This is a genomic window from Kaistia adipata DSM 17808 (genome assembly GCF_000423225.1).
Classification (GTDB): Bacteria; Pseudomonadota; Alphaproteobacteria; order Rhizobiales; family Kaistiaceae; genus Kaistia; species Kaistia adipata.
This window is the reverse complement of the sequence record NZ_AUHO01000011.1, coordinates 44,074-56,671: the sequence shown is the minus strand read 5'-3', so window position 1 is coordinate 56,671 and position 12,598 is coordinate 44,074. Positions and strand designations below refer to the sequence as shown.

Here is a 12,598-nt window from a genome sequence, read left to right as displayed (position 1 = left end):
CTCACGCCGGCGGATAGACACGCTCCGCCGGCCGGATGCGGCCGGCATTGCCGAGCTCGATCACGTAGCCGAAGTCCTTCTCGGTATCGAGATAGTAGTGCTCGTCCTCGTCGATCCGGCCGCTCTGGATGACCGGGTAGCCCTTGCGGGCGAAGTCGGCGACCGCCTTCTTGCAGTCGGCATAGAAGAGCTTGATGTGGTGCAGCCCCTCGCCATGCTTTTCGAGGTGCTCGTCATAGATGCTGTAGCCCGTCAGCGGCTGCATCAGTTCGAGCTGGGTGTCGCCGCTCCAGGAGACGGCGATCAGGCAGGTGTGCGCCGCCGGCTTGCCGCGATAGACGTAGTCCTGAACCTTGCCGGCCTCGAACTGGTAGATGTCCCAGGGGCCGATGCCGAACACCTCCCAGTGCCGCTTCATCGCCGTTTCCAGGTCGCGCACGACATAGGCGACCTGCATGGTGCCGCCCTCGGTGAATGTCCGCATGATCGTTCCCTCCCGCGCAGTTCCTGACCTAGCGTCAGGCTAGGCAGGCGGGAGCGGAATGGTCAAGGCGAGGGCGGTGCGGAGGGATGGATCACTCGACGCGGCTGCCGACGGGGCGGCTGCGGGGCAGGGGGAGGACGTCACCGCTGGCCGAGGGCATCTGGCAGCAGGCCGGGATTTCCGACAGCGTGCCGTCATGCGATGCCGCAAGGCGGACGGCGGTGGGCAGCTTGGCGGCGACGGCGCGCTGTGATGCCGGCGCCAGCGCGGCGGCCGTGGCGCGACTTGCAAAGCCGGACGTGGTGTCGGCCAGCGCCATCTCGGGACGCGCGAGCATTTCCTCTGCTGTCGCGGCGTGCGCGAGCCGCGTCGACGCCTTGAGCGGCACGGCATAGAGCAGGCCGCGCGGTGCGCCTTTCTCGGTCTCGACCAGGGCGGTCAGACGGCTTGGCGCGGCCGGACTGCGGCGCGGCAGGACGTCCATGGGGGCGATTTCCGCCTTGGCGACCACCAGCGGCTCGGCCACGGCGGCGCGCAGGAGGGCGGGCTTGGCGACCGGCTTCGCCATCGGCGCCGCAGGGGCGGCGGGCGCGGCCGCCACCACGATCGGCTCCGGCGCGGGCGTATCGTTCGCCGCGACCATCACAGCTTCACTATCCGGCTTCGTGCCGGCGGGGCGTGCCACCGTCTTGCCGGCGACCATCACCGGCGTCATGCCCATCGGCACCTTGATCAGCTTCGCCAGCAGGCCCTTGCGCTTGGCTTCGTAGTAATAGCCCTTGCGGTAGAGATTGTGGGCCTGTTGCGTGTCGCCGCCGGCGATGATGTAGGCGTTGGCGAGATAGGCGCCGCCATAGACGAGGTTGGTTTCCGCATCGAGCAGACCGGAAGCCGGGCCGGCGTAGCCGAGGCCCTTCGCCGTGTCGTGCCGGATCTGCATCAGGCCCCAATAGGGACCGTTGCGGGCGCCCGGATCGAACGTGCTCTCCGACTTGACCACCTTGCGCAGCAGCGCGAACGGGATGCCATAGGCCTTGGCATAATGCGCGATGCGCGCTTCGATCGCTTCCTGCGACGGCTTCTCGTCGGCGCCCGCCGCCGCCGGGGCAAGCGCACAGGCCGCCAGCAACAGAACGCCGAGAATCCTTGTCTTGAACGCGGATCGGATGCGGCCGGAGACGCGGCGCATCGGGAGCGGGGGGGGGATCAAGGAGGCTCCAAGCCTGGTTAATCGTCTCATAAAACTCTCATGGGACGGATCATCAGGCAAGCCGGCTTGTGCATTTTGACGCCATGCGGCGGCTGCGCCCATGCGAAACCGCGGTGCGCCCGAGGGAAAGTCGGTCGCGCGGGGACGGTCCAGGACGGCACTTTCCGGCCTCGGGAGCGGCCGATGGGGCGTTCGGGGCCCCGTTCGCGACCGGATCGAGTGCTTCGGACCCGGCGGCGCTTGTGCCGTCGCTACATACTGTTAAACTTGGAACCAACAAGGCACGCGATGAGCTGCGCGCCGGGCCTCATTGCCCAGTGTTCGCGCGGCCGAAGGATTTGATGTGACAGTATCGGGCGAGGAGCCGCAAAGCGCGGACTCCAGGGCGCCCGTCAGCGATTCCGCGACGACTGCGCGGAATCATGTCGGGACCGTCGGCGGTTCTGGCCAGGGGCATCGTGGCCCTGGCGCGGGGTCGCCGGGCAAGAAGAAGGGCAGGCGGCGCAAGAAGCGCCGGCCCGTCTATGCCGCCGGCGAAAAGCCGATCGCGGCGCAGGCCGCGGAGAAGGCTCGTTCGGGGCCTGTCGAGCGCGGCGCGAACAATCGTGGTCAGGCGAACGCGAAGTCCGGCGCTCCGGGGCGACCCGGCGGCGCGCCCGCACGTCACGCTCACGCACCGGCCCAGCCGCAGCCGGCGCGGACGCAAGCCCGTCAGGCCGAGCCTGCCCATGCCGAAAGCGCGGCGCCGCCGGACACGCTCTACGCCGCCCTCGATCTCGGCACCAACAATTGCCGCCTGCTGATCGCGCAGCCGCGCGAGCGGGGCTTTCGCGTCGTCGATGCGTTTTCGCGCATCGTGCGACTGGGCGAGGGCGTCGGGCGAAGCGGCCGGCTCGGCGAGGCGGCCATGGACAGGGCCGTCGACGCCCTGCGGATCTGCCGGTCCAAGCTCGCCGATCGCGGCGTCGCGCGCGCCCGGTTGATCGCCACCGAAGCCTGTCGCTCGGCCGAGAACGGCCCGATCTTTCTCGAGCGCGTGCGCAGCGAGACGGGCCTGGCGCTCGAGATCGTCTCGCGCGAGACGGAGGCACGCCTCGCGGTCTCCGGCTGCGCCTCGCTGATCGATCCCAATTCGAACGGCGTGCTGCTTTTCGACATCGGCGGCGGCTCGTCCGAACTGGTCTGGATCGACCTGACCCGGCCTGTCGAGGGACGGCGACGGCGCATGTCCGACCGCATCCGCACCTGGGCGTCGCTGCCGGTCGGCGTCGTCACGCTGAGCGAGCGGCACGGCGGCGAGACGGTCACCGCCGAGGTGTTCGAGGCGATGGTGGTGGAAGTGTCCGAGATGCTGAGCGCCTTTCCCGAGGCGCCGGCGCTCGACCAGGCGGTCGCCGCCGGCAACCTGCACATGCTGGGCACCTCCGGCACGGTCACGACGCTGGCCGGTGTCCATCTCGGGCTCGATCGCTATGATCGTCGCCGCGTCGACGGCACCTGGATGTCGGCGGACGAGGTCAATCTGATGATGAACACGCTGACGGGGATGGACTATGCCGCGCGCATCGCCAATCCCTGCATCGGCAAGGAACGCGCGGATCTCGTGCTCGCGGGCTGCGCGATCCTCGAGGCCATTCGCCGCCGCTGGCCCTGCCAGCGCCTGCGGGTAGCCGATCGGGGGCTGCGCGAAGGGATCCTGGTGGAGATGATGGCTGAGGACGGCGTCTGGCGCCGCGCGCCGCATCGGCAAGGGGGACGTGGTCAATGAGCTCCGATAGAAACAAGGGCAGGGGCTCCGGCGGGCGCGAACTGACCGTCCGGGTCAAGACGGCCCGGGGACGGACGGCCTCGTCGCAGCGCTGGCTGCAGCGCCAGCTGAACGATCCCTATGTCGCGCGCTCGAAGCGCGAGGGCTATCGCTCGCGCGCCGCCTACAAGCTGATCGAGATCGACGACAAGCATAAGATCCTGGCGCCGGGCATGAAGGTGGTCGATCTCGGCGCCGCGCCGGGCGGCTGGTCGCAGGTCGCCGTCGAGCGCGTCGGCTCGACCGACGACAACAAGCTGGTCGTCGCCATCGACTATCTCGAGATGGACGAACTGCCGGGCGTCATCCTGTTCCAGAAGGATTTTCTCGACGAGGACGCGCCGGCCCTGCTCGAAGAGGCTCTGGGGGGACCGGCCGACGTCGTCATGTCCGACATGGCGGCGCCGACGACCGGGCACCAGAAGACCGATCACCTGCGGACGACGCATCTCTGCGAGGTCGCCGTCGATTTCGCCCTCAATGTGCTGAAGCCCGGCGGCCACTTCCTGACCAAGGTGTTCCGCGGCGGCGCCGAAGGCACGGTGCTGACCCAACTCAAGCAGCATTTCGCGCAGGTCTATCACATCAAGCCGCCGGCCAGCCGCGCTGGTTCGGTCGAGCTCTTCCTGCTCGCCAAGGGCTTCAAGGGCCGCAAGTCGGCCGTCGACCCGCGTGATGGCGGTGACGACGAGGGCACGGACGAGGGCTGGCGGCCGTAAGCCGCTCGCTCTCCCGCTTCGCGCGAAGAGATTCCCAACCGACGAAGTGGCTAGGCCCGTTCGCGCATCGCCGTGACCGGGTCGGGCGCCAGTTCCTTGGTGACGACGCGGCGGCCGGACATCTCCTCGCCCGCGTCATGCGGCATGCGCAGGAAAGCGATCACCGAGCAGAGCGAGATCAGGCCGACGGCAAGGAAGGCCGGGTGGAAATCGGCGAGCCCGAGCGCGCCGCCATGCGCCGTCATGGTCAGCTGCAGCGCGATGGCGCCGACCGAAATCCCGAGCGACAGCGAGAGCTGCTGGAAGACGCTGGTCATGCTGGTGGCGCGGCTCATCTTCGCCAGCGGCACGTCGGCGAAGGCGAGCGCATTGGCGCTGGTGAACTGCAGCGAACGGAAGAACCCGCCGATGAACAAGAGGCCGGTGATCAGGTGCATCGAGGTGCCGATCGAGAAGGCGGCCGGGATCGCGACGAAGAACGCGGCGATGAACGAGTTGGCGATCAGCACGCGGCGGAATCCGAAGCGGCGCAGCAGCGGCGGCGCGACGAACTTCATCGCGATGGCGCCGAGCGCCGAGACGAAGGTGATCGTGCCGGACTGGAACGGCGTCAGTCCGTAGCCGATCTGCAGCATCAGCGGCAGCAGGAAGGGCAGCGCGCCGATGCCGATGCGGAACAGCATGCCTCCGATGACGCTGGCGGCGAAGCTCGGGATCGTGAACAGCGACAGGTCGAGGATCGGGTTGGCGACGCGGCGGCTGTAGAAGAAGTAGGTTGTCAGCAGCGCGGCGCCGCCGAACAGCAGCGCGAAGACATAGGACCACGGCATCAGGTTGAGGCCGAGCGAGGTCGATCCGGTGATGAAGCCGGCGATGCCGAACGTCGTCAGCAGGAAGCCGACGAAATCGAAGCGGACTCGCTCCTCGCCGCGAATGTCGGGAATGAACAGCGTGGCCAGCACGATGCCGAGGACGCCGATCGGCACGTTGATCCAGAAGATCCAGCGCCAGTCGAAATAGGTGGTGATGAAGCCGCCGACGACCGGTCCGACGACGGGGCCGATCAGGGCGGGCACGGTGAGCCAGGCCAGCGCGCCGACCAGTTCCGACTTCGAGACCGATTTCAGGATCACCAGTCGCCCGACCGGCACCATCATGGCGCCGCCGATGCCCTGCAGCACGCGCGAGGCGACGATCTCGGGGATCGAGCTCGACAGCCCGCAGCAGATCGATCCGAGCGTGAACAGCGTTATGGCGAGGCGGAAGACCGCGCGCGCGCCGAACCGGTCGGCGACCCAGCCGGAGGCGGGGATGAAGACGGCGATCGTCAGCAGATAGGAGGTCAGCGCCAGCTTGAGATCGATCGGGCTGACGCCGAAGTCGCGCGCGATCGCCGGCAGCGAGGTCGAGAGCACCGTCGAATCGAGGTTCTCCATGAACAGCGCGCAGGCGACGATCAACGGGAGCAGGATACGGTCGGGCGGGCGATGTGGAGTCATGGAGCTCCAACTCGGCAGGCAGGGCAACACACATTAGGCCAGTTGGAGGAAGATGCTAGTCACTCTCCGCTCGGCAATCCGGTGCGCGGCACGGAGATGGTCTGCTCGGTGGGTAATCAGTGGGCATGATCAAAAAGGAACGGCTCGCCCTGGGCGCGCCGGGACGCCTCCGATGGGTCTCGCCAGCACTTCCCGAGCATCTCATCATAGGTCAAGTCGTTCCATTCCACGATGCCGCTAGCATGGTAGGAGGTCAGTTCGCCGATCCTGGGGCCGCTATCGGTGAGGTAGAAATCGACCCTCAAATGGTCGAAGCCGACGGCTGCCCTTCCCGCGAGGCTGGCCAATAGGCGCGCCGTGTCGCGGCTCAAACGATAAGATCCGATGGCAATATCCTTTGAGCGAAGGTTCTGTTCGACCCCATTCACGTCAAACCAATTCGCAAGGCGAGTACCCTTGCCTTTCCTGCCCGTCAGGACCCGCATCAGGACGGCCTTGCCGTGAAAGGTCATTACCTGGACCTCTGGGGGCGGGGCGCCGTCCAGGCCAGTCAGAAGCGTTTCGGCGAGGATGCGACGAGGCAGGCTCTGATACCCCCATTCGCGTGCGACATCATAGTAGTCAGTGCCGAGCCATGACCGAGCCTCGGCCCGAAGCTTCTGGCGATCAACGGAACTCGCGTCGTGAACGACTGATACCATTCCCGATCCATGGTTTGGCTTCAGTACGTAGCTGGTTGGCAGGGTCTCCCACGCGATATGCGCGGCATCATCCCATGCACCGAGCAGAGGGACGACATAGTCCGGTCCGACGCGTTCTTCGATCAACGACCGGACGGCGAGCTTGTCGGAAACGATCTTCAGGCGCGGGTCGCGGTCGAACAGGATGCGATGGATCAGGTGTTCGGAGAACGTGACTGGAGGGTTCAGGCGAGGCGTTGCGCCCATCGCCTTCTCGTAGCGCCGGACATGCCACCGCCGGACCAGCGCTTCGCCGATCCAGGGAAGGCGTGCCTGCTGCCGATTGAGGCCGTACTTGATCCTGATTCGAATTCGCCGGAAGTTTTGGTAGAGCGACGTGTCTTTCAGGCGCATTTCGATCTCAGCCACGTGGCGAGCCAAGGTCGATCACATCGTGTCGGTCTTCCTGGCGGTTGCTTTCCTGGCGGCAGCTTCTCGATGATTCGGACCTCGCTGCCAAACGCGAAGAGCCGGCGCGTTCATTGCCATGCGGCAGGCACGGGGCGGCCCTGCGGCCAGCGCGCAGGTTCTAAGCCAGATTCTGCCGAACGAGGCCTTCCCACGGGTCGCGTTCACATGATAGAGACCACCGCCAACCCTATTCGATGAACCCGGCCACCGGCGACCCTTGGTCCCCCGGTTGGTCTTCTGCATTCGGAGCGTTGGCCATGGCCCAGATCGTTGAATTGTCGACCGGACGCGAGGCGCTCACGTTTGACGACGTGCTGCTTCAGCCGGGCCATTCGCTCGTCATGCCGGGCGAGGTCGACATCCGCACCCGCCTGACGCGTGAGATCGAGCTCAACATTCCGATCATCTCCTCGGCGATGGACACCGTCACCGAGGCGCGCCTCGCCATCGCCATGGCGCAGGCCGGCGGTCTTGGCGTCATCCACCGCAACCTGTCGCCCGAACAGCAGGCCGAGGAGGTCCGCCAGGTCAAGAAGTTTGAATCGGGCATGGTGGTGAACCCGGTCACGATCGGCCCCGATGCGACGCTCGCCGAAGCTCTGGCGCTGATGAAGCAGCACCGAATCTCCGGCATTCCCGTCGTCGAGGGCGGCGGCAATCCGGGTCGCCTGGTTGGCATCCTGACCAACCGCGACGTGCGCTTCGCCTCGAACCCGGCCCAGAAGGTCTATGAGCTGATGACCCGCGAGGGGCTGATCACGGTCAAGGAAGGCGTCAGCCAGGAAGAGGCCCGCCGCCTGCTGCACCAGCACCGGATCGAGAAGCTCGTCGTCGTCGACAAGGCCTATCGCTGCATCGGCCTGATCACCGTCAAGGACATGGAGAAGAGCCAGCTCAACCCCAACGCCGCCAAGGACGAGCAGGGCCGCCTGCGCGCCGCCGCCGCCACGACGGTCGGTGACAACGGCATCGAGCGCACCGAGCGGCTCATCGATGCCGGCGTCGACCTCATCGTCGTCGACACCGCGCATGGCCATTCGCAGCGCGTGCTCGAGGCCGTCGAGCGGGTCAAGAAGCTGTCGAACCGCGTACAGGTCATGGCCGGCAACGTCGCGACCGCGGAAGGCGCCAAGGCGCTGATCGATGCCGGCGCGGACGCCGTCAAGATCGGCATCGGCCCCGGCTCGATCTGCACGACGCGCGTCGTCGCCGGCGTCGGCGTGCCGCAGCTGACCGCGATCATGGAAGCCGTCTCCGCCGCCGACAAGGCCGATATCCCGGTCATCGCCGACGGCGGCATCAAGTATTCCGGCGATCTCGCCAAGGCGCTGGCCGCCGGCGCGCGCTGCGCCATGATCGGCTCGCTGCTGGCCGGCACGGAAGAGAGCCCCGGCGAGGTCTATCTGCACCAGGGCCGCTCCTTCAAAGCCTATCGCGGCATGGGTTCGGTCGGCGCCATGGCGCGCGGCTCGGCAGACCGCTACTTCCAGGCGGAAGTGCGCGACACGCTGAAGCTCGTGCCGGAGGGCGTCGAAGGCCAGGTGCCGTTCAAGGGCCCGGTCGGCGGCGTGCTGCACCAGCTCGCCGGCGGCCTGCGCGCCGCCATGGGCTATGTCGGAGCCGAGAACCTGGAGGCCTTCCGCGAGAAGGCGCGCTTCGTGCGCATCTCGACCGCCGGCCTGCGCGAAAGCCATACCCACGACGTGACCATCACCCGCGAGAGCCCGAACTATCCCGGCATCGGCTGAGGCAGGTCTTCGGCACGCGGAACGAACAGGCGAGGGGCGGAAGCGGAACTTCCGCCCCTCGCTCGTATTAGCGTTCTGCCGGGGAAGCCCGGCCGCCATCCTTCCGTTCGCGACTTCTCGGGGGCTCCATGCTGAAGACCGTCATCCTGTGGCCGGCGATCGCCCAGTTCGTGCTGATCGCCTGCGTCTATCTCTGGCTCAGCGTCACGCGACAGCAGGCGCTCCGGAGCGGCGCCGTGCCGGACACCGATTTCGCCCCCGGCATCGACGAGCCGCGCGCCTCGGCGGAGGCGCGCCGCCATCTCGCCAACCAGTTCGAGCTGCCGCTGCTGTTCTTCGTCGTCGTCGGCTTCCTGTTCGGGATCGACGGCGTCTCGATCCTCGAACTCTCCGTCGCCTGGCTGTTCGTCCTCTCGCGGCTGGTGCATACCTTCGCCGCGCTCAGCGGGCAGCTCCTGCTGCGGCATGTCAGCTTTCTCGCCGGATTCGTGCTGGTCTTCTTCCTCTGGCTCGACCTCGCCGTCCGTATCCTCTAGAAGCCCCGGACCATGATCCCAGCCGCACGCATCTCCGCCGCCATCGAAGTTCTCGATGATATCGCCACCCGCCGCCGTCCCGCGCCCGACGCGTTGAAGGACTGGGGCCTCGCGCACCGCTTCGCCGGATCGAAGGACCGGCGCGCGATCGGCGATCTCGTCTTCGATGCGCTCCGCCACAAGAACTCGTCCGCGGCCGTGGCCGGCGGCGAGGACGGCCGCGCCATCCTGCTCGGCCTGTTCCGCCTGCATCGCGGGCACGACCTCGCGGCGATCGAGAAACTCTTCTCCGGCGAGCGTTTCGCGCCGGCGCCGCTGACGGACGAGGAACGCGCCGCGCTTTCGAGCGACCGCCTTGCCGATGCGCCGGATTTCGTGCGCGGCGACTATCCGGAATGGCTGGCGCCCAATCTGGCGCGCGTCTTCGGCGACGACGTCGTCGCCGAGATGCAGGCGCTCGCGACGCCGGCGCCGCTCGATCTGCGCGTCAACACGCTGAAGGCCGAGGCCGACCATGCCGCCGCGCAGCTCGAGGCCGCGATCGGCCGGACGCCGGAGCGCCCGGCGCTATCGACGCTGTGCCTGCGCCTGCCGCTGGAGCCGGGCTCCGGCGAGCCGCACATCGCCTCGACGGAGCCGTTCCTGAAGGGCCAGATCGAGATCCAGGATCTCGGCAGCCAGCTCGCCGCCGAATTCGCCGGCGCGCGGCCGGGCCAGCAGGTGCTCGATCTCTGCGCCGGTGGTGGCGGCAAGACGCTGGCGCTCGCGGCGGCGATGCAGAACCACGGCCAGATCTTCGCGCATGACAGCGACCGTCGTCGCCTGGCGCCGATCCACGATCGTCTGGCGCGCGCCGGCGTGCGCAACGTGCAGGTCCGCACGCCGCGCCCGAACAGCGACGTGCTCGACGATCTCGAACATCGCATGGACCTCGTGCTTGTCGACGCGCCCTGCACGGGCACCGGCACCTGGCGCCGCAACCCGGACGCCAAGTGGCGCATCCGGCCGGGCAGCCTCGCCGAGCGCAACAAGGACCAGGCGCTGGTGCTCGATACCGCGGCTCGCTACGTCAAGACCGGCGGCCGGCTCGCCTACATCACCTGCTCGGTTCTGGAAGAAGAGAACACCGACCAGGTCGCGGCGTTCCTGGCGGCCCATCCCGGTTTCGCCGTCGTGCCGCCGCAGGCGGTCGTCGAGGCGTATGAGCAGGAATCGATGAACATCCTCGGCCCGGCGGTCCGCTATCTCGCCAATGGCCTGCTGATGACCCCGCGGGTCAGCGGCACGGATGGCTTCTTCGTTTCCGTGATGACGCGCACGGCCTGACGCGGCTTCGCGTCGGCATCGGGCGGGTCTTGTGCCAGTCAGGAACGCGTCCCGACGCGTTCCGCCAATGGGGGAGAGATCGATGCGCAGGCTGTTGAGGCTGATCGCCATCCTGGTCGTGCTGTTCGGCGGGTATTGGGCGTACTACGTGTTCGCGGCGGCCAATCCGAACGATCCGCTCGGCGTCGAGATCACCCGGTATCTGCCGCGCGACATGCGTGCCTTCGCCTGCCGCAAGCTTCAGGAGCGCTTCGTCGAGGGGCCGGCGCCCGAGGGTTGCCTGGAGTTCGGCCTCTGGAACCAGACGCCGGCAGCGAGCGAGCCGCCGCTTCCCGGCGACGAGGCTCCGGCGGTCGATACGCCGGCGACGGCCGCGCCCTGACCGAATGAGACCGCAGGCGGCCCTTTCGGGGCCGTTTTGCCACCTATGCACGCCGTGATCGGCAGCTCCGCGATTGCAGTTTTCGGCGCGATCGCTTAACCGAGGGGCCAATCCCCTCAGACGCCCGGACCGCCTCCATGACCGACAGCATTCTCATCATCGATTTTGGATCGCAGGTAACGCAGCTGATCGCGCGCCGCCTGCGCGAGACCGGCGTCTACTGCGAGATCCATCCGTTCCAGAACGCCGCCGCCGCCTTCGAGAAGCTGCAGCCGAAGGGCGTGATCCTGTCGGGCAGCCCCGCCAGCACCGGCGACATCGGCTCGCCCCGCGCGCCCGAGGCGGTGTTCGCGGCCGGCATCCCGGTCCTCGGCATCTGCTATGGCGAGCAGACCATGACCGCCCAGCTCGGCGGCCGCGTCGAGACCAGCGAGCATCGCGAGTTCGGCCGCGCCTTCGTCGAGGTCAAGGAAGCGTCGCCGCTGTTCGAGGGCGTCTGGGAGCAGGGCAGCCGTCATCAGGTCTGGATGAGCCATGGCGACAAGGTCATGGGGATCCCCGAGGGCTTCAAGGTCATCGCCGTGTCGGATGGCGCGCCCTTCGCGGCGATCGCCGACGAGGCGCGCCGCTTCTACGGCGTCCAGTTCCATCCCGAGGTCGTGCACACGCCCGACGGCGCCAAGCTGCTTTCGAATTTCGTGCACCGCATCGTCGGCATGAAGTCGGACTGGACGATGTCCGGCTACCGCCAGGAGATGATCGCCAAGATCCGCGCCCAGGTCGGCAAGGGCAGGGTGCTCTGCGCGCTCTCCGGCGGCGTCGATTCGGCCGTCGCCGCCGTGCTGATCCACGAGGCGATCGGCGACCAGCTCACCTGCGTCTTCGTCGACCACGGCCTGATGCGCCTGAACGAGGGCGACCAGGTCGTCTCGCTGTTCCGTGAGCACTTCAACATCCCGCTGGTGCATGTCGACGCGTCCGATCTCTTCATCGGCGAGCTCGAGGGCGTCTCGGATCCCGAGACCAAGCGCAAGATCATCGGCAAGCTGTTCATCGACGTGTTCGACGCCGAGGCGAAGAAGATCGCCAGCGACGGCAAGGGCGCGCCGGAGTTCCTCGCCCAGGGCACGCTCTATCCCGACGTGATCGAGAGCGTCTCGTTCTCGGGCGGCCCTTCGGTGACGATCAAGTCGCACCACAATGTCGGCGGCCTGCCGGCGCGCATGAACATGAAGCTGGTCGAGCCGCTGCGCGAACTCTTCAAGGACGAAGTGCGCGCACTCGGCCGCGAGCTCGGCCTGCCCGACAGCTTCGTCGGCCGCCATCCGTTCCCGGGTCCCGGCCTCGCCATCCGCCTGCCGGGCGGCGTCACCCGCGAAAAGCTCGACATCCTTCGCAAGGCCGATGCGATCTATCTCGACGAGATCCGCAAGGCCGGCCTCTACGACACGATCTGGCAGGCCTTCGCCGTGCTGCTGCCGGTGCAGACGGTTGGCGTGATGGGCGACGGCCGTACCTATGATTCCGTGCTGGCGCTGCGCGCCGTCACCTCGGTCGACGGCATGACGGCGGATTTCTATCCCTACGACATGGCGTTCCTCGGCCAGGCCGCGACCCGCATCATCAACGAAGTCAAGGGCGTCAACCGCGTCGTCTACGACGTGACGAGCAAGCCGCCGGGCACGATCGAGTGGGAATAAGGCGCGAGCCGCCTTCGACGTTCAGAATTCGCTTCG

At 67.6% G+C, this 12,598-nt stretch carries 11 protein-coding genes; 7 read left to right on the top strand and 4 right to left on the bottom strand.

From position 1 onward, the window contains the following. Position 1: 1 nt before the first annotated feature. Together G539_RS0111850 and G539_RS27575 are read right to left on the bottom strand one after the other, a co-directional pair. Positions 2-484, bottom strand: a complete 483-nt coding sequence (locus G539_RS0111850) for a VOC family protein (RefSeq protein ID WP_029075392.1) — start codon at positions 482-484, stop codon at positions 2-4. A gap of 91 nt (positions 485-575) precedes the next feature. After that, positions 576-1,694 (bottom strand): lytic transglycosylase domain-containing protein, encoded by a 1,119-nt coding sequence (locus tag G539_RS27575; RefSeq protein ID WP_245576870.1) that lies wholly within the window; start codon positions 1,692-1,694, stop codon positions 576-578. A gap of 343 nt (positions 1,695-2,037) precedes the next feature. On the opposite strand from G539_RS27575, the gene G539_RS24560 reads away from it, so the two are divergent. After that, the gene (locus tag G539_RS24560; RefSeq protein ID WP_035831190.1) at positions 2,038-3,462 is read left to right on the top strand and encodes a Ppx/GppA phosphatase family protein; all 1,425 of its coding nucleotides are present in this window, start codon (positions 2,038-2,040) and stop codon (positions 3,460-3,462) included. Further along, on the top strand, positions 3,459-4,220 hold the full coding sequence (locus G539_RS24555) for an RlmE family RNA methyltransferase (RefSeq protein ID WP_035831188.1): 762 nt from the start codon (positions 3,459-3,461) through the stop codon (positions 4,218-4,220). The genes G539_RS24560 and G539_RS24555 overlap by 4 nt, the downstream gene beginning before the upstream one ends. A gap of 50 nt (positions 4,221-4,270) precedes the next feature. On the opposite strand, the gene G539_RS0111830 is transcribed toward G539_RS24555, so the two are convergent. Both G539_RS0111830 and G539_RS0111825 read right to left on the bottom strand, forming a co-directional pair. Beyond that, positions 4,271-5,719: an MFS transporter gene (locus G539_RS0111830; protein ID WP_029075391.1), complete on the bottom strand. Its 1,449-nt coding sequence runs from the start codon at positions 5,717-5,719 to the stop codon at positions 4,271-4,273. 116 nt (positions 5,720-5,835) lie between these two features. Continuing rightward, on the bottom strand, positions 5,836-6,828 hold the full coding sequence (locus G539_RS0111825) for an ATP-grasp fold amidoligase family protein (protein WP_156911943.1): 993 nt from the start codon (positions 6,826-6,828) through the stop codon (positions 5,836-5,838). Positions 6,829-7,127: 299 nt separating this feature from the next. On the opposite strand from G539_RS0111825, the gene guaB reads away from it, so the two are divergent. The 5 genes from guaB (at position 7,128) to guaA (ending at position 12,562) form a co-directional block, all read left to right on the top strand. Then, on the top strand, positions 7,128-8,618 hold the full coding sequence (gene guaB / locus G539_RS0111820; protein WP_029075389.1) for an IMP dehydrogenase: 1,491 nt from the start codon (positions 7,128-7,130) through the stop codon (positions 8,616-8,618). A gap of 128 nt (positions 8,619-8,746) precedes the next feature. Next, positions 8,747-9,154, top strand: a complete 408-nt coding sequence (locus G539_RS0111815; protein WP_029075388.1) for an MAPEG family protein — start codon at positions 8,747-8,749, stop codon at positions 9,152-9,154. 12 nt (positions 9,155-9,166) lie between these two features. After that, positions 9,167-10,480, top strand: coding sequence for an RsmB/NOP family class I SAM-dependent RNA methyltransferase (locus G539_RS0111810; protein ID WP_029075387.1), 1,314 nt, complete (start codon positions 9,167-9,169; stop codon positions 10,478-10,480). An 82-nt stretch (positions 10,481-10,562) separates the two neighbouring features. Next, a complete protein-coding gene (locus G539_RS24550; RefSeq protein ID WP_035831186.1) occupies positions 10,563-10,862 on the top strand; it encodes a hypothetical protein in 300 nt (99 codons plus the stop codon). A 137-nt stretch (positions 10,863-10,999) separates the two neighbouring features. Then, positions 11,000-12,562 carry a glutamine-hydrolyzing GMP synthase gene (gene guaA / locus G539_RS0111800; RefSeq protein ID WP_029075386.1) on the top strand — a complete coding sequence of 521 codons (1,563 nt, stop codon included), beginning with the start codon at positions 11,000-11,002 and terminating at the stop codon, positions 12,560-12,562. Positions 12,563-12,598: the final 36 nt, after the last annotated feature.

Coding starts and splice junctions, on each gene's coding strand:
- G539_RS0111850 (WP_029075392.1), bottom strand. CDS start 484: ATGCGGACATTCACCGAGGGCGGCACCATGCAGGTCGCCTATGTCGTG.
- G539_RS24555 (WP_035831188.1), top strand. CDS start 3,459: ATGAGCTCCGATAGAAACAAGGGCAGGGGCTCCGGCGGGCGCGAACTG.
- G539_RS0111830 (WP_029075391.1), bottom strand. CDS start 5,719: ATGACTCCACATCGCCCGCCCGACCGTATCCTGCTCCCGTTGATCGTC.
- guaB (WP_029075389.1), top strand. CDS start 7,128: ATGGCCCAGATCGTTGAATTGTCGACCGGACGCGAGGCGCTCACGTTT.
- G539_RS0111815 (WP_029075388.1), top strand. CDS start 8,747: ATGCTGAAGACCGTCATCCTGTGGCCGGCGATCGCCCAGTTCGTGCTG.
- G539_RS0111810 (WP_029075387.1), top strand. CDS start 9,167: ATGATCCCAGCCGCACGCATCTCCGCCGCCATCGAAGTTCTCGATGAT.
- G539_RS24550 (WP_035831186.1), top strand. CDS start 10,563: ATGCGCAGGCTGTTGAGGCTGATCGCCATCCTGGTCGTGCTGTTCGGC.
- guaA (WP_029075386.1), top strand. CDS start 11,000: ATGACCGACAGCATTCTCATCATCGATTTTGGATCGCAGGTAACGCAG.